This window comes from Pseudomonas sp. SLBN-26, from assembly GCF_006715895.1.
GTDB classification, from domain to species: Bacteria; Pseudomonadota; Gammaproteobacteria; order Pseudomonadales; family Pseudomonadaceae; genus Metapseudomonas; species Metapseudomonas otitidis.
Map to the genome: position 1 here is coordinate 4,649,778 of NZ_VFOB01000001.1, position 20,809 is coordinate 4,670,586.

The 20,809-nt window shown below is 68.7% G+C and carries 17 protein-coding genes; 8 read left to right on the plus strand and 9 right to left on the minus strand.

The features are described 5' to 3' along the window. Nucleotides 1-5: 5 nt before the first annotated feature. From FBY21_RS21550 to hslO, 4 genes are all read right to left on the minus strand, one after another. On the minus strand, nucleotides 6-608 hold the full coding sequence (locus FBY21_RS21550) for a nitroreductase family protein (protein WP_044405281.1): 603 nt from the start codon (nucleotides 606-608) through the stop codon (nucleotides 6-8). A 102-nt stretch (nucleotides 609-710) separates the two neighbouring features. Further along, nucleotides 711-2,648: an ATP-dependent DNA helicase RecQ gene (locus FBY21_RS21555; RefSeq protein WP_142013561.1), complete on the minus strand. Its 1,938-nt coding sequence runs from the start codon at nucleotides 2,646-2,648 to the stop codon at nucleotides 711-713. Between the two features lie 271 nt (nucleotides 2,649-2,919). After that, on the minus strand, nucleotides 2,920-4,464 hold the full coding sequence (locus FBY21_RS21560) for a phosphoenolpyruvate carboxykinase (RefSeq protein WP_074972300.1): 1,545 nt from the start codon (nucleotides 4,462-4,464) through the stop codon (nucleotides 2,920-2,922). A 358-nt stretch (nucleotides 4,465-4,822) separates the two neighbouring features. Then, complete coding sequence (gene hslO / locus FBY21_RS21570; protein WP_044405288.1) at nucleotides 4,823-5,716, minus strand: Hsp33 family molecular chaperone HslO; 894 nt, start codon at nucleotides 5,714-5,716, stop codon at nucleotides 4,823-4,825. Nucleotides 5,717-5,818: 102 nt separating this feature from the next. On the opposite strand from hslO, the gene FBY21_RS21575 reads away from it, so the two are divergent. Further along, a complete protein-coding gene (locus FBY21_RS21575) occupies nucleotides 5,819-6,610 on the plus strand; it encodes a phosphatase PAP2 family protein (protein ID WP_142013564.1) in 792 nt (263 codons plus the stop codon). Between the two features lies 1 nt (nucleotide 6,611). Here the strand turns inward: FBY21_RS21575 and FBY21_RS21580 are convergent, their stop codons facing one another. Then, complete coding sequence (locus tag FBY21_RS21580) at nucleotides 6,612-7,007, minus strand: RNA-binding S4 domain-containing protein (RefSeq protein WP_044405297.1); 396 nt, start codon at nucleotides 7,005-7,007, stop codon at nucleotides 6,612-6,614. A 179-nt stretch (nucleotides 7,008-7,186) separates the two neighbouring features. Between FBY21_RS21580 and FBY21_RS21585 the strand changes: the two genes are divergently transcribed. Both FBY21_RS21585 and rimK read left to right on the plus strand, forming a co-directional pair. After that, nucleotides 7,187-7,597, plus strand: coding sequence for an ATP-dependent zinc protease (locus FBY21_RS21585; RefSeq protein WP_232060879.1), 411 nt, complete (start codon nucleotides 7,187-7,189; stop codon nucleotides 7,595-7,597). Beyond that, nucleotides 7,594-8,499 carry a 30S ribosomal protein S6--L-glutamate ligase gene (rimK, locus tag FBY21_RS21590; RefSeq protein WP_044405301.1) on the plus strand — a complete coding sequence of 302 codons (906 nt, stop codon included), beginning with the start codon at nucleotides 7,594-7,596 and terminating at the stop codon, nucleotides 8,497-8,499. Before FBY21_RS21585 ends, rimK begins: the two co-directional genes overlap by 4 nt. A gap of 18 nt (nucleotides 8,500-8,517) precedes the next feature. Here rimK and FBY21_RS21595 read toward each other — a convergent pair whose 3' ends face one another. The 3 genes from FBY21_RS21595 to ompR form a co-directional block, all read right to left on the minus strand. Continuing rightward, nucleotides 8,518-12,294, minus strand: coding sequence for an EAL domain-containing protein (locus FBY21_RS21595; protein ID WP_142013566.1), 3,777 nt, complete (start codon nucleotides 12,292-12,294; stop codon nucleotides 8,518-8,520). A 164-nt stretch (nucleotides 12,295-12,458) separates the two neighbouring features. After that, the gene (locus tag FBY21_RS21600; RefSeq protein ID WP_044405305.1) at nucleotides 12,459-13,772 is read right to left on the minus strand and encodes an ATP-binding protein; all 1,314 of its coding nucleotides are present in this window, start codon (nucleotides 13,770-13,772) and stop codon (nucleotides 12,459-12,461) included. A 56-nt stretch (nucleotides 13,773-13,828) separates the two neighbouring features. Further along, entirely contained in the window at nucleotides 13,829-14,560 is a 732-nt protein-coding gene (gene ompR, locus FBY21_RS21605) for a two-component system response regulator OmpR (protein WP_044405307.1), read from the minus strand. A gap of 190 nt (nucleotides 14,561-14,750) precedes the next feature. On the opposite strand from ompR, the gene FBY21_RS21610 reads away from it, so the two are divergent. From FBY21_RS21610 to rmf, 4 genes are all read left to right on the plus strand, one after another. Then, nucleotides 14,751-17,069, plus strand: a complete 2,319-nt coding sequence (locus tag FBY21_RS21610) for a Tex family protein (RefSeq protein ID WP_107331703.1) — start codon at nucleotides 14,751-14,753, stop codon at nucleotides 17,067-17,069. Between the two features lie 4 nt (nucleotides 17,070-17,073). Next, entirely contained in the window at nucleotides 17,074-17,457 is a 384-nt protein-coding gene (locus FBY21_RS21615) for a PaaI family thioesterase (RefSeq protein WP_044405311.1), read from the plus strand. 123 nt (nucleotides 17,458-17,580) lie between these two features. Next, nucleotides 17,581-19,167, plus strand: a complete 1,587-nt coding sequence (gene gshA, locus FBY21_RS21620; protein ID WP_142013569.1) for a glutamate--cysteine ligase — start codon at nucleotides 17,581-17,583, stop codon at nucleotides 19,165-19,167. Nucleotides 19,168-19,291: 124 nt separating this feature from the next. Further along, entirely contained in the window at nucleotides 19,292-19,507 is a 216-nt protein-coding gene (gene rmf, locus FBY21_RS21625) for a ribosome modulation factor (protein ID WP_044405314.1), read from the plus strand. Nucleotide 19,508: 1 nt separating this feature from the next. Here the strand turns inward: rmf and FBY21_RS21630 are convergent, their stop codons facing one another. Next, entirely contained in the window at nucleotides 19,509-19,907 is a 399-nt protein-coding gene (locus FBY21_RS21630; RefSeq protein WP_142013571.1) for a carboxymuconolactone decarboxylase family protein, read from the minus strand. A gap of 78 nt (nucleotides 19,908-19,985) precedes the next feature. On the opposite strand from FBY21_RS21630, the gene FBY21_RS21635 reads away from it, so the two are divergent. Beyond that, nucleotides 19,986-20,792: a cyclase family protein gene (locus tag FBY21_RS21635; RefSeq protein WP_142013574.1), complete on the plus strand. Its 807-nt coding sequence runs from the start codon at nucleotides 19,986-19,988 to the stop codon at nucleotides 20,790-20,792. Nucleotides 20,793-20,809: the final 17 nt, after the last annotated feature.

Genomic DNA, 20,809 nt, shown 5'->3' on the forward strand with positions numbered 1-20,809 from the left:
GGGGATCAGAAGCGGTCGCGGATCACGGCTTCGTCGAAGGCCAGCTTGCCGATGCGCGGCTTGGCTTCGACGGCTTGCTTGCCGACGGCGACCATCAGGCCGATGACGTGGTTCTCCGGCAGGTTGATCAGCTTGGCCACGGCGTCGAAGTCGAAACCGTCCATGGGGCAGCTGTCCAGGCCACGGCCGCGCGCGGCCAGCATCAGGGTCTGGGCCACCAGGCCGCAGCTGCGCATGGTTTCGTCACGCTGCACCTGGGGCTTGCCGCGGTAGTAGTTGTCGATGGCGCCGGCCATGAATTCCTGCACCGGTTGCGGCGCGTCGGCCCAGACGCGGGCGGCGTCCTGTTCCCAGGCGTCGAGGCGGGCGCAGATCACCACCAGCATCGAGGCTTCGGTCACCTGGGCCTGGTTCCACGCTACTTCGCGGATCTGCTGGCGCAGGGCGGGGTCGCTGACTTCCACCAGGCGCACGTGCTGCAGGTTGAAGGCGGTGGGGGCGAGCAGGGCCAGCTTCAGCAGTTCGTCCTTCTCTTCGCGGCTCAGGCTGTGCTGGGTGTCGTAGCCCTTGATGGCGCGGCGGGTACGGATGGCTTCGTCGATGTGCATGGTCGGCTCCTGGTCAGGCGCAACGGTGGAAAGGGTGCGCCATCCTAAGCAGGCCGGTGAACGCCGACCAGTGAGGAATGGCGATAAAACACATCGAATTCATCACCTCCGGGTATCGGCCAGTTGCTGGCGCACCTCGGCGTAGGGGTAGGCCTCCAGGGCGCCGAAGGCGGGCAGGCTGCGGGCCTTGAGGCGGGTGAACACCGGGGTGGCGATGCCGCAGAGCAGGCGGGTCAGGCAGTCGACGCTGGGGGCGCGGCCCTTGGCCTCGCGGTAGCGCTCGATGAAGGCCTGGCAGCGGCCTTCCAGATCCTGCCCGGCGAGGGGCGCCAGCGGTGCCGGCGGCGGCAGCACCGCCACCCGGCCGGCGCACACGGAGCAGTGGCCGCAGGCGGCCGGGGCGGCCTGGTCGCCGAAGTAGCGGGCCAGCCGGGCGCTGAGGCAGGTGTCGCTGGCGAACAGCGCGAGCATGGCCTGGATGCGGGCGATCTCGCTGTCCTCCTGCTGGCGGAAGTAGCGGTGGAGCTCATCGGCCAGGGCCTCGGCGTCGAAGTCGGGCTGGCGCAGGGCGTAGACCTCGGTCATCTGCTTGCTCTCCAGCTCGATCCAGCCGCGCTCCTGGAAGAAGTCCAGGGCCTTCACGACCCGCGCGCGCTCGGCGGTGTGGTCGCGGTAGAGCCGGTCGAAGTCCACGGTGCACCAGATGCGCGCGCGGGTGGAGGTGTCCACCAGGGCCTGGACGAACTGCCGGCGCTCGCCCTCGAAGCGCGCCAGCAGCGCCTCGGGCTCGATCAGGTACTTGAAGCGGTATTCGGCGAAGTAGGCGAACAGCGGGGCGATCAGGCCGCGCAGCTCCAGCTGCACCAGCAGGGTCTTCAGCGGCAGCGGGCGGATGTTGCTCTGCTCGGAGAGGGCGCCGGCCATCAGCTCCCAGCGCCCGTCGGGGCCGGTGGCGCTGCGCAGTTCCTGCAGCACCTCGGCGATGCCGTCGCGCTCGGGGGTGTCGCCGTAGACGAAGTTCTCCAGCACGTTGAGGCCGTCGCGGTTGGCCAGCACCAGGCATTCCGAGGGTTGGCCGTCGCGGCCTGCGCGGCCGATCTCCTGGCTGTAGTTCTCCACCGACTTGGGCAGGTCGTAGTGCACCACCAGGCGGATGTCGGCCTTGTCGATGCCCATGCCGAAGGCGATGGTGGCGACCATCAGGTTCACCTCGCCGTTCATGAAGCGCCGCTGCAGGCCTTCGCGCACGCTGTGGTCGAGGCCGGCGTGGTAGGCGCAGGCGTCGATGCCCTGGCGGGTGAGGTGGGCGGCCAGCTCTTCGGCGCTCTTCTGCTGGGTGACGTAGACGATGCCGGGCTTGCCGGGCCGGGCCCGCAGCCAGTCCACCAGGTAGCGGCGGCGCTGCTCGCCGGCCACGGGCTCCACCTGCAGGTGCAGGTTGGGCCGGTAGAAGCCGGTGGTGACCACGTCGGCGGAGTCGATGGCGAACTTGCGCTGCATGTCGGCGATCACCGCCGGGGTGGCCGTGGCGGTGAGCAGCAGCACTTGGGGGATGCCGAACTCGCGCTGGTAGTCCGGCAGCTTGAGGTAGTCGGGGCGGAAGTTGTGGCCCCACTCGGAGATGCAGTGGGCTTCGTCCACCACCAGCAGGGAGATCGGCACCTGCTGGATGAAGTGGCGGAAGCGTTCGTTCTTCAGCCGTTCCACCGAGATCATCAGGATCTTCAACTCGCCGCTGCGGGCGCGGGCCATGACCTCGGCAGCCTCCTCGCGGCTCTGGGCCGAGTCGATGCTGGCGGCGGCGATGCCGTGGGCGTGGAGGAAGGCCAGCTGGTCCTGCATCAGCGCCAGCAGCGGCGACACCACCAGTGTCAGGTGCGGCAGGTGCAGCGCGGGCAGTTGGTAGCAGAGGGACTTGCCGGAGCCGGTGGGGAAGATCGCCGCGGCCGAGCGGCCGGCCAGCACGGCGCTGACGGCGGCTTCCTGGCCGGGGCGGAAGCGGTCGTAGCCGAAGACGCGGGCGAGGGTGGCGAGGGGCATGGCGTCACTCCGTTGTGTGGGGCTGTCGATCATGGCCCGAAGTGCAACACAGCGGCGCCGTTGCAGGGTAGGGCAGGGCACCGACCGGTCTGTCAGTAGGATGGAGCGGGTGTTGTTCCGCGAGGAGCAAGCTCCATCGTTGTCTGCCCCCGGGAGCGCGGTTGGTGGATGAGAAGAGCGTCATCCACCCTACGCCAGTGGCGGGCTGCAGCACGGGGCGGTGCCCAATGAAAAAGCCGCCCGTAGGCGGCTTCTTCGTACAACGGGTCCCTTACAGCTTGGGACCGGCGTTGCGGATGGCGTCGGAGACGTCGAACTTCTTGAAGTTCTCGACGAATTTCTCGGCCAGGGCCTTGGCGGCCGCGTCGTAGGCGGCTTTGTCAGCCCAGGTGTTGCGCGGGTTGAGCAGCTCGGTCTCGACGCCCGGAACGGCCTTCGGCACGTCCAGGTTGATGATGTCCAGGTGCTCGGTCTCGGCACCGACCAGCGCGCCGCTCTGGATGGCTGCGATCACGCCACGGGTGGTGGGGATGCTGAAGCGCTTGCCGACGCCGTAGCCACCGCCGGTCCAGCCGGTGTTGACCAGGTACACCTTGGAGCCGAAGCCCTGGATGCGCTTGATCAGCAGTTCGGCGTACTCACCGGCCGGGCGCGGGAAGAAGGGGGCGCCGAAGCAGGTGGAGAAGGTGGACTTGATGCCGCCGCCGGAACCCATTTCGGTGGAGCCGACCAGGGCGGTGTAGCCGGACAGGAAGTGGTAGGCCGCCTGTTCGTTGTTGAGGATGGAGACGGGCGGCAGTACGCCGGTCAGGTCGCAGGTCAGGAAGATGACCGCGTTCGGCTCGCCGGCACGGTTGGCTTCGACGCGCTTCTCCACCAGGTGCAGCGGGTAGGCGGCACGGGTGTTCTGGGTCAGGCTGTCGTCGCTGTAGTCGGGCAGGCGGGTTTCCGGGTTGAGCACGACGTTTTCCAGCACGGCGCCGAACTGGATGGCTTTCCAGATCACCGGCTCGTTCTTCTCGGACAGGTCGATGCACTTGGCGTAGCAGCCGCCTTCGACGTTGAACACGGTGCCCACGCCCCAGCCGTGCTCGTCGTCACCGATCAGGTAACGGCTCGGGTCGGCGGAGAGGGTGGTCTTGCCGGTGCCGGACAGGCCGAAGAACAGGGTGGTGTCGCCGTCTTCGCCGACGTTGGCGGCGCAGTGCATCGGCAGCACGTCTTTTTCCGGCAGCAGGAAGTTCTGCACGGAGAACATGGCTTTCTTCATCTCACCGGCGTAGCGCATGCCGGCGATCAGGACTTTCTGCTGGGCGAAGTTGAGGATCACGCAACCATCGGAGTTGGTGCCGTCACGCTCGGGCTCGCAGACGAAGTTCGGGGCGTTGATGATCTGCCATTCCTGGCGGCCCTGCGGGTTGTACTGCTCGGGGTTGATGAACAGGCAGCGGCCGAACAGGTTGTGCCAGGCGGTCTCGGTGGTCATCTTGACGGCCAGGTAGTGCGCGGGGTCGGCACCGACGTGCACGTGGGAGACGAAACGCTCGCGTTCGGTCACATAGGCTTCGACACGGGCCCACAGTGCATCGAACTTGTCCGCCGGGAAGGGACGGTTGATGGCGCCCCAGGCGATCTTGGCGTCGGTGCTCGGCTCCTGGACGATGAAGCGGTCAGCCGGAGAACGGCCGGTGCGATGGCCGGTCTGCACGACCAGCGAACCGTTGGCGGCCAGTTCACCTTCGCCACGGCGGATGGCTTCTTCGACCAGTTGCGCGGCGCTGATGTCGGTGTACACGGCTTTAGTGGCTTGCGTCATGTGGTTCCCCGTCGGCCAGAGGCCGAGTCCTCCAATGCGAAATGTAGTGAGCCTTGCGACCCGCTACAGCGAAAAAAGTGCGCCGGATTATGCCAGAGGAAACCGGGCGATTGCGAGATGACTGGATGTAAGGCACGTCCTGCCTGGGTTCCAGGCGAAATCAGGGGGTGCTGGAGGGGTTCTCCGTGACCACTCATCGGGGGCCGAAAGACCGCTACAAGACTTGAATCGCACCTGCCGGTCACGTTCCGGACCGCAGCTGCTGAAGCGACGATGCAGCGGGGGCCCCGGCGACATATCCACAGGGGCGCCCTCGCTACAAATGGGTAGCAGCCTTACGAATTCCGCCGAACGGTGCTCAGTGGCGGGTTTCCGACGGCGCGCGGCTGCCGCCACCGGCGAACAGCTGGGCCACGTCGGCGGCGTCGAAGCGGTAGCGCTGGTTGCAGAACTGGCAGTCGATCACCACGGCACCGCCCTGTTCCTCCACCAGGGCCTCGGCGTCGGCCTGGCCGAGGCTGACCAGGGCATTGGCCGAGCGCTCCCGCGAGCAGCTGCAGTGGAAGCGCAGCGGGCGGGGGTCGAACAGGCGCACGGTCTCTTCGTGGAACAGGCGGTGCAGGACGGTTTCGTTGTCCAGGCCCAGCAGTTCCTCGGCGGTGAGGGTGTCGGCCAGGGTGGTCAGGTGCTGCCAGCTGGCGGCACGGGCTTCCGGGTCCTTCAGGCGGTCGGCGGGCAGGGCCTGCAGCAGCAGGCCACGGGCGTTGCGGCCGTCGGCGTTGAGCCAGAAGCGGGTCGGCAGCTGTTCGGAGTTGGCGAAGTAGGTGGACAGGCACTCGGCCAGGTTGGCGCCTTCGAGGGTGACGATGCCCTGGTAGCGCTGGCCCTGACGGGGGTCGACGGTGAGGGTCAGCACGCCTTCGGGCATCAGCTGCCGCAGGTCGGCGTCGGCGCCGATCTGCTCGGCGTGGTAGCGGGCGATGCCGCGGATCTCGCGCTCGCTGGAGCACTCCACCATCAGCAGCGGCACGGCGCCGCTGGAGCGCGCCTGCAGCACCAGCAGGCCGTCGAACTTCAGGGTGCCCACCAGCAGCGCGGCGGCGGCGAGCATCTCGCCCAGCAGCTGGGCCACCGGTTCCGGGTAGGGGTGCTTGGCCAGGACGTGGGTGTAGCTCTCGCCCAGGGAGACCATTTCACCGCGTACGTCGGTGTCGTCGAAGATAAAACGCTGGGAATTGTCGGAAATAGGCATGGGGGCAACCACAAGAGGGTGACAGATCGGTGACAGCGCACTATAAAGCGCGCCATTCCGCTGCCCGCGATAGATGAGGATGGGAATTTTATGGAGAAACCAATGCGCGTCCAAGCCTCCTGGCGATGGCCGGCCCTGCTCGGGCTGCACCTGCTGGCGGCCCTGGTACTGGCCAGCTGGCTGTGGCCGACCACCCGTGAACTCTGGGACCTGGCCGACGATGCCGCCTACCGGGCGCTGAACGGCTCCCTCGAAGGCCGCCCGGTGTGGATGGCGCTCTGGGCCTTCGCCAGCACCCGCCTGTTCGACATCCTCGCCGGCGGCTTGATGCTGGCGCTGCTGATCCGCCAGGACTGGACCTTCCGTCGCCATGAGCTGCGCCCGGCGCTGTTCACCTTCATCGCCCTGCTGGCCATGCTGCTGGTGGTGCGCTCGCTGTTCACCAAGATCGGCGTGCACTTCGGCTGGCAGCACGCGAGCCCTTCGGTGGTGCTCGGCGGTATCCAGCTGAGCGACCAGTTCCCGCTGCTGGAAAGCGTGTTCGAGGTGAAGGACCGTTCCAGCCGCAGCTTCCCGGGGGACCATGCTTCGGTGCTGATGCTCTGGGGCCTGTTCATGGCGATCTTCGCTCGTGGCTGGAAGCGCGTGACCGTGCTGGTCATCGCCACGGTGCTGATGCTGCCGCGCCTGGTGGCCGGTGCCCACTGGCTGACGGACGATGTGGTCGGTGGCCTGGTGATCACCCTGATGGTCATCGCCTGGGGCTTCTGCACCCCGGCCGGCAGCCACCTGGCGCACCTGCTGCAGTGGCTGGCCAGCCCGGCGCTGCGCCTGGGCGGCTACATCCCGCTGGTGAACCGCCTGGCGCTGCTGGATACCAAGCGCCTGCGCTGACCTACTCGGCGGCGCCGCGCAGGGAATGGATCTGCCGGCGCTGCTTCTTGGTGGGCCGTCCGTCGGTCTGCACCCCCAGGGCCCCGGCCTTGCGCAGGGCGGCCGCTTCTTCACGACGGGCGATGCTGTCCGCCGTCTCTTCGTACAGCGCCTGGGCCTCGGGCGCGCCCCGGCGCACCACCGACAGGGCACGAACCACCACGGTACGTTCGTCGAAGCCGGTGCGGATCACGTACTCGTCGCCGACCCGTGGCTCCTTGCCCGGCTTGCAGCGCTCGCCCCGGTGATGGACCTTGCCGCCCTCGATGGCCTCCTTGGCCAGGGCGCGGGTCTTGTAGAAGCGCGCGGCCCAGAGCCACTTGTCCAGGCGCACCTTGTCGTCGTCTTTCTCGCGCATCGTTGCTTTCCCTCCGGGGCACCCTGCGGGCGCCCGCACATCGTCGGCCGGTGGCGGATGCAGTTGTCACACGGCCCATCTAGAATGCCGGCAACTCTACCGGAATCCCCGCCGTGAAGACCTTCGATCACCTCTCCGTGGTCGGCCTGCGTGAATGGATCGCCCTGCCGGAGCTTGGCATGGTCGGTCTGCGAGCGAAGGTCGACACCGGGGCGAGCACCTCCAGCCTGCATGCCAGCGACATCGTGCCCTTCGAGCGCGATGGCGAGCGCTGGGTGCGCTTCACCGCGCACCTGGGCACCCTGGTGCAGCGGCGCCACCGCTGCGAGGCGCGGCTGGTCTCGGTGCGCACGATCAAGAGTTCCAACGGCCAGGCCCAGAGCCGCTACGTCATCAGCACCACCGTGGTGCTGGGCGATCGCGCCTGGCCCATCGAGTTCACCCTCGCCTGCCGCAAGGCCATGCGCTACCGCGTGCTCATCGGCTCCAAGGCCCTGGTGGACGGGCAACTGGTGGTCAACCCCGCCCTCAGCTACGTACAGGACAAGCCGACCCTGCCGGCGTTCGATTCCCTCCCAGGTGCCCAATGAAGATTGCCGTGCTGTCGCGCAACCCGCGTCTGTATTCGACCCGTCGTCTGGTGGAGGCCGGCCAGCAGCGCGGTCACGAGATGGTGGTCATCGACACCCTGCGGGCCTACATGAACATCGCCAGCCACAAGCCGCAGATCCACTACCGCGGCCGTGCACTGGAGGGCTTCGACGCGGTGATCCCGCGCATCGGCGCCTCGGTCACCTTCTACGGCTGCGCGGTGCTGCGGCAGTTCGAGATGATGGGGGTCTACCCGCTCAACGAGTCCGTCGCCATCTCCCGCTCGCGGGACAAGCTGCGCTCCCTGCAACTGCTCTCGCGCAAGGGCATCGGTCTGCCGGTGACCGGCTTCGCCCACTCGCCGGACGACATCCCCGACCTGATCCGCATGGTCAACGGCGCCCCCCTGGTGATCAAGGTGCTGGAAGGCACCCAGGGCATAGGCGTGGTTCTGTGCGAGACGGAGAAGGCCGCCGAATCGGTGATCGAGGCCTTCATGGGGTTGAAGCAGAACATCATGGTGCAGGAGTACATCCGCGAAGCCGGCGGCGCCGACATCCGCTGCTTCGTGGTGGGCGACAAGGTGATCGCCGCGATGATGCGCCAGGCCAAGCCCGGCGAGTTCCGCTCCAACCTGCACCGGGGCGGCACCGCCAGCCTGATCAAGATCACCCCCGAGGAACGCATGACCGCGATCCGCGCGGCCAAGGTCATGGGCCTGTCGGTGGCCGGGGTGGACATCCTGCGCTCCAACCACGGCCCGCTGGTGATGGAGGTGAACTCCTCGCCGGGCCTGGAGGGCATCGAGACCACCACCGGCAAGGACGTCGCCGGCATCATCATCGAGCACCTGGAAAAGCACGCCGGCCCCAACCTCACCCGTACCAAGGGCAAGGGCTGAGGCCCGTCCAGCCGTTCCTCAGGCCGAGTCGGCCAGGGCGCGCTCGCGGCGCTGCAGCCAGGCCAGGAAGGCCGGCCCGTCCAGCGGCTCGCTGATATGGAAGCCCTGGCCCAGGGCACAGCCCAGCCGGCGCAGGGACTGGTACTGGGCGTCCGCCTCGATGCCTTCGGCGACGCATTCCAGGCCCAGGTTGCGGCCGATGGCGAGGATGGTCTCCACCAGTGCCGCGTCGCTGCCCTCTTGCTCCAGCCCCTCGACGAAGCTGCGGTCGATCTTCAGCCGGTCCAGCGGCAGGCGCTTGAGGTAGATCAGCGAGGAGTAGCCGGTGCCGAAGTCGTCGATGGCGAAGCGCACCCCCAGCTGCTTCAGCTCCAGCATGGCGGCGATGCAGCGTTCCACGTCCTCCATCAGGCTGCCCTCGGTGATCTCCAGCTCCAGCGCATGGGCCGGTACGCCGTGACGTTGCAGGCAGTCGCGGACCCGCTCGACGAAGTCCGGCTGGCGCAGGTCGCGGGGGCTGATGTTGATCGCCAGCACCAGGGCGGGCCGGTGCGGCAGCCACTGGGCGAGGTTGGCGCAGGCCTGGTCCAGCACCCAGTTGCCCAGTTCGAGGATCAGCCCGGTCTCTTCCGCCAGGGGGATGAACTGCGCCGGTGACACCACGCCGCGGCTGGGCGTGCGCCAGCGCAGCAGCGCCTCGGCGCCCACCACCTGGCCGCCGGCCAGCTCCAGCTGCGGCTGGAACTCCAGGAACAGCTGGCCCCGCGCCAGGGCCTGGCGCAGGTCGCTCTGCAGTTGCAGGCGCTGGTCGATGGCGGCCTGCATGGCCGGGGCGAAGAAGTGCAGCGCATTGCGCCCGCCCTGCTTGGCCCGGTACATGGCGGTGTCGGCCTGCTTGAGCACGTCGGCGGCGCCCTGGCCGTCGAAGGGATGCAGGGCGATGCCGATGCTGGCGCTGACCGCCAGCTCGTGCTCGCCCACGCGGTAGCTGCCACGCAGGCTCTGCAGCAGCTTGGCGCCCACCTCGGCGGCGTGGTCGGCAGCGCCGTCGGCCTCCGGTGCCAGGGCCTCCAGCAGCACCACGAACTCGTCGCCGCCCAGCCGCGCCAGGGTGTCCTCGGCACGCAGGCAACCGGCCAGGCGCGCGGTCACTTCCCGCAGCAGGGCGTCGCCCACCGGGTGGCCGAGGCTGTCGTTGACGGTCTTGAAGTGGTCCAGGTCGATGAACAGCAACGCACCGAAGCGGCCGTCGCGGACCTCGCGGGCCATGGCGTGCTGCAGACGGTCCAGCAGCAGGCGGCGGTTGGGCAGGCCGGTGAGTTCGTCGCTGTAGGCCAGGCGCTCGATCTCGCGCTGGTAGCGCTGGCGCTCGGAGATGTCGGTGATGCTCAGGCGGATCAACTGCCGGTCGCGGCCCGGCAGGCGCACCAGACGCACCTCGCAGGGGCGCACGCGCCCGGCGAAGTCGCGCATCAGCCACTCGAACAGCGGCGTTTCGCCGGCCAGGGCGGCGCGGGCGTGGGCGCGGCCGACCTCCTGGGAGCTGCGCCCGTCGGCCTGGTAGGGCGGGCTGAAGCTGTCGGGCATGCGCCCGAGCAACTGCTCGCGGGGCAGGCCATAGAGCCGTGCGGCGTTCTCGTTGGCATCGGTGATGCCGCGTTCCAGGTCGAACACCAGGATGGCCTCGGGGGCGTGTTCCACCAGCACGCGATAGCGGTCCTCGGCCTCGCGCCGGGCGCTGACGTCCTCCACCAGGATCAGCAGGGCGTACAGCCGGCCCTCGGCGTCGCGCACGCCACGGACGTTGACGCGGGTGTCCACCGCGCTGCCGTCCGGGCGCAGGAAGCGCTTGTCCAGTTCGTAGCCGTCGCGCAGGCCCTGGCGCAGCTCCACCAGCAGCTCGCTTTCCTGGGGGCGGTCGTCCGGGTGGGTGATGCTCATCCAGTCGTGGCCCTGCAGCTGCTCGCGGGAGCGTCCGAGGATGCTGCACAGCTTGAAGTTCACTTCCTGCCAGCCCTGTTCCGGCGAGCACAGGGCCATGCCCATCAGCGGGGCTTCGAAGAACAGGTGCAGGTGCTCGTCGCGCTCGCGCTGGCGGCGTTCGGTGCGTTTCTGCTCGGTGAGGTCCTGCACCGCACCGTAGATGCGCATCACCTGGTCGCCGTCGCTCTCGGCCAGGCCCTTGAAGCGCAGGGTGCGCGCGATGCCCTTGGCGCTGGTGATGCGCAGCTCCAGGTCGAAGGGGGTGCCGGTCTCCTGCACCCGCTGCAGGGTGGCTTCGGCCTGCTGGCGGCTGGCGGCGTCGAAGAACTCCAGCACCCGTTCGAAGCTGGGGGCGCCGTCGGCGGGGTCGAGGTCGAAGATGCGGAAGGTGCCCTCGCTCCAGAACAGCGTGCGTGCCGGCAGCTGCAGCACCCAGCCGCCGAGGTCGGCGATGGCTTCGGTCTGGCTCAGCAGGTGGGTCTGGCGCAGCAGTTCCTCGCGGCGCATGGCTAGCTCCTCGGCCAGCAGCTCGCGGGTGCTGACGTCGTGCTGCAGGGCGACGAAGTGGCTGATGCCCTCGCCGTCGCGCATCGGCGCCAGGGTCACCTCGTTCCAGAACAGGCTGCCGTCCTTGCGGTAGTTGCGCAGGATCGCCTGGGTCGGCTTGCCCTGCTCGATGGCGGCGCGCAGGTGCCGCAGGGCGGGCTGGTTGCGGTCGTGCCCGACGAGGAAGCGGCAGTTGCGGCCGAGGGCATCTTCGCGGCTGTAGCCAGTGATGCGCTCGAAGGCGCTGTTGCAGTAGATCAGCGGGAAGTCGGGGTCACGGGCATCGGCGATGGTGACGCCCAGCGGAGTCGCCTCCATGGCCAGGTTGGTCATGGCCAGCTCGCGCTGCATCTCGGCGCGGCGCCGCAGGTTCAGGCGCAGGTCGCTGAGGCTGCGCCCCACCAGCAGGGCGGAGACCATCAGCAGCAACACGCTGAACTGCAGCTCGATGCGCCGCGTCTCCAGCCACTGGCTGGCCTCGCCGAGCTCGCGCAGGGCCGGCAGCGCCAGCACGCTGATGGTGGTGACCACCGCGCCCCAGAGTGCGCCGCTGAAGCCCCAGCCCAGGGCCAGGCCGAGGATCGCCAGGCCGATCACCGGCAGGGTCATGGGCAGCGGCATCACCGCCATCAGCAGTGGCAAGGCCACCGCCGGCAGCAGCAGGGCGGGCCAGGGCGGCAGGCGGCGGATGGCCTCCGGCAGCGGCTCGTAGACGCCGAGCGCCCAGCCGTTGCGGCGCAGCCAGGGGGTGCCGTAGACCAGCAGCGGCAGGCTCAATACCAGGGTGGTGAGGCTGTCGCCCAGCCACATCTGCAGGCTGGCCAGCAGCCAGGCCTGGCGGGTGATGACGCCGGTGGCCAGCAGGCTGCCCTGGACGCCGAGGCTGACCAGGGTCACCGGCACCAGCACGCCCAGCAGCATGAAGCGCAGCAGGCTGGCGAAGTCCGGCAGGCCGGCCTCGGCCTGGTGCCGGCGCAACAGCAGCCAGGCGACGCCGATGGCGAGGGTTTCGGGCAGGGCGTAAAACGGTGCCAGGTGCCAGTCCAGCCCCCACAGCGGGATGCTCGCCACGGCGTTGAGGTAGACGCTGGCCAGTACCCGGGGGCCCCACCAGAGGGTCAGCACCAGGCCGAGGGCGAATGGCAGGTACCAGAGCGCGACACCGCCCGAAATCTGGGTGCCCAGCGACATCCAGGTGGCCAGGTGCAGCAGGGGCAAGGGCACCCACCAGGTCCATCGGGGCGCAAGGGCGTGGGCGTCGGGCATGGGGGCCTCTTGTCGACGCAGGGCTGGGCAGGGTTCAGGGCGCCTAGAGTACGTGGATCAGGGCAAAGTGACACTATCGAAATGAGCGCCGTTGCGGCGCGTCGACAGAAGGCAGGCGGGCCCCGGGCCGGCCAGGCGACCCGGGGCTTGCAGGAGGGATGGACTCAGGCCGCGTCGCGCGGCAGCAGCAGCCCCAGGGGCAGGCAGACGCGGGCTTCCAGGCCGCCGCCGGAGCGGTTGCGCAGCTCGACGCTGCCGCCGTGCTGGGCGGCGATGCGCTTGACGATGGCCAGCCCCAGGCCGGTGCCCTTGCCACCCCGGGCGCGGTCGCCGCGGATGAAGGGGTTGAAGATGTCGCCCAGCTCGGCCGGGTCGATGCCCTGGCCGCGGTCCAGCACGCTCAGCACCACGTAGGGCGCAGCGTGGTCGCCGGCCACGTAGGCCGCCACTTCCACGCCGTTGTTGCCGTAGCGCAGGGCGTTCTCGATGAGGTTGGCGAGCAGGCGCTTCATCGACACCCGGCGCAGCGGTACCGGCGGCACCGGCTCCAGGCACAGGCGCACCTGTTCCTCCTGCTGGTTGTAGGGCGCCACCACTTCGCGCACCAGTTCGCCCAGGTCCATTTCCTCCACGCGTTCGTCGCGGCCATCGCGGATGAAGGCGAGGAACTGGTCGAGGATGGCGTCCATGTCCTCGATGTCGCGGACCATGTCCTCGGTCAGCTCCGAGTCGGCGCTCATCAGCTCCAGGGACAGCCGCAGGCGGGTCAGCGGCGTGCGCAGGTCATGGGAGACGCCGGCCAGCATCAGCTCGCGCTCGCGGGCGGCCTGCTCGACGTCTTCGGCCATCTGGTTGAAGGCGCGGTACACCTCGGTCATCTCGCTGGGCGTGTCGCTCACCGGCAGGCGCACGCTGCGGCCCTGGCCGAGATGGCGGGCGGCGAACACCAGGCGCTTGAGCGGGGCGTTGAGCTGGCGCACGAAGATCCAGGCGGCGGCGGTGGACAGCAGGCCGATGCCGAGGAACCAGCCGAGCACGCTCCAGATGCGCTGGCCGCGCAGCGGGTGCGGGTAGAGCGGGATGCGCACCCAGTCCGGGCCGAGGCTGGGAGCATGGACCCAGAGCGCCGGCGGGCTCTTGGCGCGCAGGCGGACTTCGGTCTGCGGGCCCAGTTCGGTCTGCATCTGCCGTTCGAAAATCTCGCTGTAGGGCCAGTGCTGTTCCGTCTGTGGCACGTCCTCCTGGCTCACCCGGGCCAGGCCGGCGGCGCGGGCCAGCTGGTCGCGCTCGCCCTCGCTGGCGGCCCAGTAGGCGCGCAGGGTCAGCGCCGCGCCGTGGCTGTACTGGCGGTCCACCAGCACGTCCTCGTTCATCATCAGGTACACCAGGGTCAGCGCCTTGGAGAACAGCACGACGATGAGCACCAGCCAGAGGGTGCGGGAGAAGAAGCTCTGCGGGAACCAGTAGGGCGCTTTCATGGGCGGGCGGGTGCCGGGGGCGGACGTGCCGCGCGGGGGGCGCGCGGCGGGAAGGTTCACTTGTTGCCGTCCGGCACGAAGACGTAGCCGACGCCCCAGACGGTCTGGATGTAGCGCGGCTTGGACGGGTCGGGCTCGATCAGCCGGCGCAGGCGCGAGATCTGCACGTCGATGGAGCGCTCCAGGGCGTCCCACTCACGGCCACGGGCCAGGTTCATCAGCTTGTCGCGGGTCAGCGGTTCGCGGGCGTGCTGGACCAGGGCCTTGAGCACGGCGAATTCGCCGGTGGTGAGCATGTGCACGTCATCGCCGCGCTTGAGCTCGCGGGTGGCCAGGGACAGCTCGTACTCGCCGAAGCTGACCACCTCGTCCTCGCTGGACGGCGCGCCCGGCACCTGGGGCGCCTGGCGGCGCAGCACGGCCTTGACCCGGGCCAGCAGCTCGCGCGGGTTGAAGGGCTTGGCCAGGTAGTCGTCGGCGCCCAGCTCCAGGCCCTGGATGCGGCTGGATTCGTCGCCCTTGGCGGTGAGCATGATGATCGGCACCTGGTTGTTCGAGGCGCGCAGGCGGCGGCAGGCGGAGAGGCCGTCCTCGCCGGGCAGCATCAGGTCCAGCACCAGCAGGTGGAAGAGCTCGCGGGCCAGCAGGCGGTCCATCTGCTCGACGTTTTCCACCGCGCGCACGCGGTAGCCCTGTTCCTCGAAGAAGCGTTCGAGCAGACGGCGCAGGCGCGCGTCGTCGTCGACGATCAGGATCTTTTCACCCTCGGCGTTGGGGATGCTGCTCATGGTCACTCCAGATTCTTCGGCGCGGCATTATCGCTCAGGCCACCGGTGCGGCGGCCCGTCCATTGTTAGCAGATTTTTCCCCCAACGGTTCCCTGGCCGGCGCGGGCCGGTGTTTATAATGCGCCGCTCTTTTGCCCGGTCGGGCCTTGCCGGCCGGTTCTTCCGTTGCTTACAGGTGTGTTTTTTCTCAATGGACAGCATCAACAACCGTATCGCTGAAGAGCTGGGTGTACGCCCGCAGCAAGTCGCCGCCGCCGTTGCCCTGCTCGACGAGGGCTCCACCGTGCCCTTCATCGCCCGTTACCGGAAGGAAGTCACCGGCAGCCTGGACGACACCCAGCTGCGCACCCTGGAAGAGCGCCTGCGCTACCTGCGCGAGATGGAGGACCGCCGTGGCGCGATCCTCGCCAGCATCGAGGAGCAGGGCAAGCTGACTCCGGAACTGGCCCGCGAGATCAAGCTGGCCGACACCAAGACCCGCCTCGAAGACCTCTACCTCCCCTACAAGCAGAAGCGCCGCACCAAGGGCCAGATCGCCCTGGAAGCCGGCCTGGGCGAGCTGGCCGATGCGCTGTTCGCCGACCCGAGCCTGGCCCCGGAGGCCGAGGCCGCGCGCTTCATCGATGCCGAGAAGGGCTTCGCCGACACCAAGGCCGTGCTGGAAGGCGCCAAGTACATCCTCATGGAGCGCTTCGCCGAGGACGCCACCCTGCTGGCCAGCCTGCGCAGCTACCTCAAGGACAACGCCACCCTGTCCGCCCGCCTGGTGGCCGGCAAGGAGCAGGAAGGCGCCAAGTTCAGCGACTACTTCGAGCACGACGAAGCCCTCAAGGGCGTGCCGTCCCACCGTGCCCTGGCGATCTTCCGCGGGCGCAACGAGGGCGTGCTGAGCATCGCCCTGAAGGTGGGCGAGGAGCTGCCGGGCACCATGCACCCCTGCGAGGTGATGATCGGCGAGCGCTTCGGCGTGAAGGACCAGGGCCGCGCCGCCGACAAGTGGCTGGGCGAGGTGGTGCGCTGGACCTGGAAGGTCAAGCTCTACACCCACCTGGAGACCGACCTGCTGGGCGAGCTGCGCGAAGCCGCCGAGACCGAGGCGATCAACGTCTTCGCCCGCAACCTGCATGACCTGCTGCTGGCCGCCCCGGCCGGCCCGCGCTGCACCCTGGGCCTGGACCCGGGCCTGCGCACCGGCTGCAAGGTGGCCGTGGTGGATGCCACCGGCAAGCTGCTGGACACCGCCACCGTCTACCCCCACGTGCCCCACAACAAGTGGGACGAGACCCTGGCCACCCTCGGCAAGCTCTGCGCCAAGCACGGCGTCGAGCTGATCGCCATCGGCAACGGCACCGCCAGCCGCGAGACCGACAAGCTGGCCGGCGAGCTGGTGCGCAAGCTGCCGGGCCTGAAGCTCACCAAGATCATGGTCAGCGAGGCCGGCGCCTCGGTGTACTCCGCCTCGGAGCTGGCGGCCAAGGAATTCCCCGAGCTGGACGTGTCCCTGCGTGGCGCCGTCTCCATCGCCCGCCGCCTGCAGGACCCGCTGGCCGAGCTGGTGAAGATCGACCCGAAATCCATCGGCGTCGGCCAGTACCAGCACGACGTCTCCCAGCTGCAGCTGGCGCGCAGCCTGGACGCCGTGGTCGAGGACTGCGTGAACGCCGTCGGCGTGGACGTGAACACCGCCTCCGCCGCCCTGCTGGCGCGCATCTCCGGCCTCAACAGCACCCTGGCGCAGAACATCGTCACCTACCGTGACGCCAACGGCGCGTTCAAGACCCGCGACGAACTGAAGAAGGTGAGCCGCCTCGGCGAGAAGACCTTCGAGCAGGCCGCCGGCTTCCTCCGCGTGATGAACGGCGACAACCCGCTGGACGCCTCGGGCGTGCACCCGGAGACCTACCCGCTGGTGCAGCGCATCGCCGCCGACACCGGCCGCGACATCCGCACCCTGATCGGCGACTCGGGCTTCCTCAAGCGCCTGGACCCGGCCAAGTTCACCGACGAGACCTTCGGCCTGCCCACCGTCACCGACATCCTCAAGGAACTGGACAAGCCCGGCCGCGACCCGCGTCCCGAGTTCAAGACCGCCGAGTTCCAGGACGGCGTCGAGAGCCTCAAGGACCTCAAGCCCGGCATGGTGCTGGAAGGCGTGGTGACCAACGTCACCAACTTCGGCGCCTTCGTCGACATCGGCGTCCACCAGGACGGCCTGGTGCACATCTCCGCGCTGTCGGAGAAGTTCGTCAAGGACCCGTACGAGGTGGTCAAGGCCGGCGACATCGTCAAGGTCAAGGTCATGGAGGTGGACATCCCGCGCAACCGTGTCGGCCTGTCCATGCGCATGAGCGACACCCCCGGCGAGAAGGTCGAGGGCCCGCGCGGCGGCGGTCGTCCGCAGGGCGGCCAGCGCCCTGATCGCGGTGCCCCGCGCCAGCAGCAGGCGGCCCCGGCGAACAACGCCATGGCCTCGCTGTTCGCCAACGCCAAGCAGATCAAGAAGAAGTAAGGCCATGGCACTCGATGACCCGCAGACCGCCAGCGCCTTCAGCCGGCTGCTCGGCATCGAAGCGGTGAGCCTCGGCGACGGTGTCGCCGAGGCCCGCCTGCCCATGGGCGAGCACCTGCGCAACCGGGGCCAGGTGATGCACGGCGGGGCGATCTTCACCCTGCTGGACATCGCCATGGGCCTGGCCTGCACCAGCGTCCACGGCTTCGACCGGCGCAGCGCCACCATCGAATGCAAGATCAACTACATCCGCCCCGTGGCCGACGGCGAGATCACCTGCCGGGCCCGCGTGCTGCACGCCGGCTCGCGCACCCTGGTGGTCGAGGCCGACGTGCTCCAGGGCGACAAGCTGGTCGCCAAGGGACAAGGCACCTTCGCCCAGCTGTAAGCGCCAGGACGGCGACGCTCTATTCTGGACGAAGCGACAACGCAGTCATGTCCGCCCCTTGTAGACCGATCAGTCCACCCTCATATTGGGGCGACTGTCCACTGGGACCCACAGGATTCCAAATTGAGCGACCTTCTCTCCCGCCGCCTGGCGCTGCTTGGCGAGCGAGCCAACCTGTCCCTGCTGACCCAGTGCCTGCACGGCATCGAGCGTGAATGCCTGCGCGTCGACCCGCGTGGCCAGCTGGCCCTGACCGACCACCCGGTTGCCCTGGGCTCGGCCCTGACCCACGGGCAGATCACCACCGACTACTCCGAGTCGCTGCTCGAATTCATCACCCCCACCGAGCACGACCCCGCCGCCACCCTCGACGACCTCGACCGCATCCACCGCTTCACCTACCAGAAGCTGGACGGCGAATACCTGTGGAGCGCCTCCATGCCCGGCCGCTTGCCGAGCGAGGAAGCCATCCCCATCGCCCACTACGGCACCTCGCCCATCGGCCGGCTGAAGTACGTCTACCGGCGTGGCCTGGCCGTGCGCTACGGCAAGACCATGCAGTGCATCGCCGGCATCCACTACAACTTCTCCCTGCCCGAGGCGCTGTGGCCGCTGCTCAAGGCGGCCGAGGGCGATACCCAGAGCGAGCGCGACTACCAGTCGGCGCGCTACATCGCCATGATCCGCAACTTCCGCCGCTACAGCTGGCTGCTGATGTACCTGTTCGGCGCCGCCCCGGCACTGGACGAGAACTTCCTGCGCGGCCGTCCCCACGACCTCGACCGCCTCGACGCCGACACCCTCTACCTGCCCTGGGCCACCAGCCTGCGCATGAGCGACCTGGGCTACCAGAACAACGCCCAGGCCGGCCTGACGCCCTGCTACAACAGCCTCGACAGCTACCTGTCGAGCCTGCGCCAGGCCGTCTCCACGCCGTACCCGCCCTATGCCGAGATCGGCACCAAGCAGAACGGCGAGTGGGTGCAGCTGAACACCAACGTCATCCAGATCGAGAACGAGTACTACTCCTCGATCCGCCCCAAGCGCGTCACCTACACCGGCGAACGCCCGATCCAGGCCCTGATGGCCCGTGGCGTGCAGTACGTCGAAGTGCGCTGCCTGGACATCAACCCCTTCCTGCCGCTGGGCATCGACCTCACCGAGTCGCGCTTCCTCGACGCCTTCCTGCTCTACTGCGCCCTGGCCGACAGCCCGCCGATGGCCGGCGACGAGTGCCGCGCCTGCACCGACAACTTCCAGCGGGTGGTCAAGGAAGGCCGCCGGCCGGGCCTGCGCCTGCAGCGCCCCGACGGCGAGATCGGCCTGGTGGAGTGGGCCGGCGAACTGCTGGACCGCATCGCCCAGACCGCCGCGCTGCTGGACCGCGCCCAGGGCGGTGAGGCCCACGCCCAGGCCCTGGCCGAACAGCGTCGCAAGGTCGAGGACCCGTCCCTGACGCCGTCGGCCCAGGTGCTGGCGGAGCTGCGCGAGCGGGGCGAGAGCTTCAGCCAGTTCGCCCTGCGCCAGAGCGAGGCCCATGCCCGCGCGTTCCACGAGCGCCCGCTGGACGCTGCCGACGTGGAGCGCTTCGAGGCCATGGCCCGCTCGTCGCTGGAGGAGCAGGCACGCCTGGAGGCCGAGCCCGAGGGGGACTTCGACACCTTCGTCGCCGCCTACCAGGCCAGCATCCTCGGGCTGCTGAGCAACTGAGGCAAACGGAGCGAGCGCCGCGTCACAAAACCGACAAGCTGGGGCTCCAGGTGGGACAAGTGGCCATCCATGCCGGAAAGCCGACGGCTAGCATGGTGCCTGAACCCTTCTGCGAGCCTGCGTCATGGCGCCGCCCGATCACGATCAAGAGCCCGCTCCACCGCTGTGGAGCCTGGAAGACCTGAACAAGGCCTACCAGCAGGGCTACATGGCCGGTCTCACCGGCCAGCCCATCGACCCGCAACCCTACGCGGCGGACGTCCTCGCAGCGGCCTGGGAGGCCGGCTGGGACGACGGCCATGACCAGTACGAACTGCAGCGGCCGCCGCGCATCGCCTGAGTCACTCCTCGAACGCCGCGTCCAGCGGCACCCGGTAGCCGATGGCCAGCCGGTTGGTCTCGTTGGCCATTGCCACCACCGCCTGCAGCTCGCCGAACATCGCCTCGCTCATGCCCGCCTTGCGCGCCGCCGCCGTGTGCGAGCCCACGCAGTAGCCGCAGTTGTTGGTCACGCTCACCGCGATGTAGATCAGCTCCCTGGTCAGCGGGTCCAGCTCGCCGTCCGCCACCATCACCTCCTTCAGGCTTTCCCAGGTACGGCGCAGGGTCTGCGGGTGCCGGGCGAGGGCCTTCCAGAAGTTGTTCACCTGGTCCACCTGGCGGGTGGCCATGATGTCGTCGTAGACCGCACGGACTTCAGGCGAGGCATTTGCATATTCGATCAAGTGCTTAGACGACATGGTGTTTCTCCTTTTAGGTTATTAGGCAACGCAGTATAGGCAGCCGCCCGTACCGTCATACCACCCAGGAGCATGGTCATGTCGAAACACCGTCTGGGCCGTCTGGCCTTCACCCTTCCCCTGTTGCTGCCGTTGCTGGCCCAGGCCGCCCAACCCGGGCTCTGGGACACCTACGCCACGCTGAAGAGCAAGACCTGGGTCGACCTGACCCACCCCTACGACGAACAGGTCCCGCACTGGAAGGGCTTCGACAACGCCCAACGCAAGACCCTCTACACCGTCGACAAGGACGGCTTCCAGGTGGACCTCTACACCCACGTCGGCCAATGGGGCACCCACGTCGACCCGCCCGTGCACTTCCACAAGGGCCTGCGCAGCATCGACCAGATCGACGTGAAGGAGCAGTTGCTGCCCCTGGTGGTGCTGGACATCCACCAGCAGGCGGCGAAGAACCCCGACTACGTGCTGACCCTGGCCGACGTGAAGGCTTGGGAGGCCAAGCACGGCCCGGTGCCCGAAGGCGCCTTCGTCGCCCTGCGCAGCGACTGGTCCAAGCGCTGGCCGAGCCAGGAGAAGATCCAGAACGCCGACGCCCAGGGCGTGGCCCACTACCCGGGCTGGAGCAAGGAGGCCCTGGTCTACCTCTACGAGACCCGCAAGATCACCGCCTCCGGCCACGAGACCACCGACACCGACCCGGGCATCGCCACCAGCAAGGACGACTACTCCCTGGAGTCCTACATCCTCGGCAAGGACCACTACCAGATCGAGCTGCTCGCCAACCTCGACCAGGTGCCCGAGGCCGGCGCCCTGGCCGTGGTCAGCTTCCCGAAGATAGCCCGTGGCACCGGCTTCCCCGCCCGGGTCTTCGCCATCCTGCCCTGACCCGTCCACCACCCGGC

Excerpts from the sequence above, each read along its gene's own strand:
- FBY21_RS21550 (WP_044405281.1), bottom strand. The coding sequence starts at position 608 with ATGCACATCGACGAAGCCATCCGTACCCGCCGCGCCATCAAGGGCTAC.
- FBY21_RS21555 (WP_142013561.1), bottom strand. The coding sequence starts at position 2,648 with ATGCCCCTCGCCACCCTCGCCCGCGTCTTCGGCTACGACCGCTTCCGC.
- FBY21_RS21560 (WP_074972300.1), bottom strand. The coding sequence starts at position 4,464 with ATGACGCAAGCCACTAAAGCCGTGTACACCGACATCAGCGCCGCGCAA.
- hslO (WP_044405288.1), bottom strand. The coding sequence starts at position 5,716 with ATGCCTATTTCCGACAATTCCCAGCGTTTTATCTTCGACGACACCGAC.
- FBY21_RS21575 (WP_142013564.1), top strand. The coding sequence starts at position 5,819 with ATGCGCGTCCAAGCCTCCTGGCGATGGCCGGCCCTGCTCGGGCTGCAC.
- FBY21_RS21580 (WP_044405297.1), bottom strand. The coding sequence starts at position 7,007 with ATGCGCGAGAAAGACGACGACAAGGTGCGCCTGGACAAGTGGCTCTGG.
- FBY21_RS21585 (WP_232060879.1), top strand. The coding sequence starts at position 7,187 with ATGGTCGGTCTGCGAGCGAAGGTCGACACCGGGGCGAGCACCTCCAGC.
- rimK (WP_044405301.1), top strand. The coding sequence starts at position 7,594 with ATGAAGATTGCCGTGCTGTCGCGCAACCCGCGTCTGTATTCGACCCGT.
- FBY21_RS21595 (WP_142013566.1), bottom strand. The coding sequence starts at position 12,294 with ATGCCCGACGCCCACGCCCTTGCGCCCCGATGGACCTGGTGGGTGCCC.
- FBY21_RS21600 (WP_044405305.1), bottom strand. The coding sequence starts at position 13,772 with ATGAAAGCGCCCTACTGGTTCCCGCAGAGCTTCTTCTCCCGCACCCTC.
- ompR (WP_044405307.1), bottom strand. The coding sequence starts at position 14,560 with ATGAGCAGCATCCCCAACGCCGAGGGTGAAAAGATCCTGATCGTCGAC.
- FBY21_RS21610 (WP_107331703.1), top strand. The coding sequence starts at position 14,751 with ATGGACAGCATCAACAACCGTATCGCTGAAGAGCTGGGTGTACGCCCG.
- FBY21_RS21615 (WP_044405311.1), top strand. The coding sequence starts at position 17,074 with ATGGCACTCGATGACCCGCAGACCGCCAGCGCCTTCAGCCGGCTGCTC.
- rmf (WP_044405314.1), top strand. The coding sequence starts at position 19,292 with ATGGCGCCGCCCGATCACGATCAAGAGCCCGCTCCACCGCTGTGGAGC.
- FBY21_RS21630 (WP_142013571.1), bottom strand. The coding sequence starts at position 19,907 with ATGTCGTCTAAGCACTTGATCGAATATGCAAATGCCTCGCCTGAAGTC.
- FBY21_RS21635 (WP_142013574.1), top strand. The coding sequence starts at position 19,986 with ATGTCGAAACACCGTCTGGGCCGTCTGGCCTTCACCCTTCCCCTGTTG.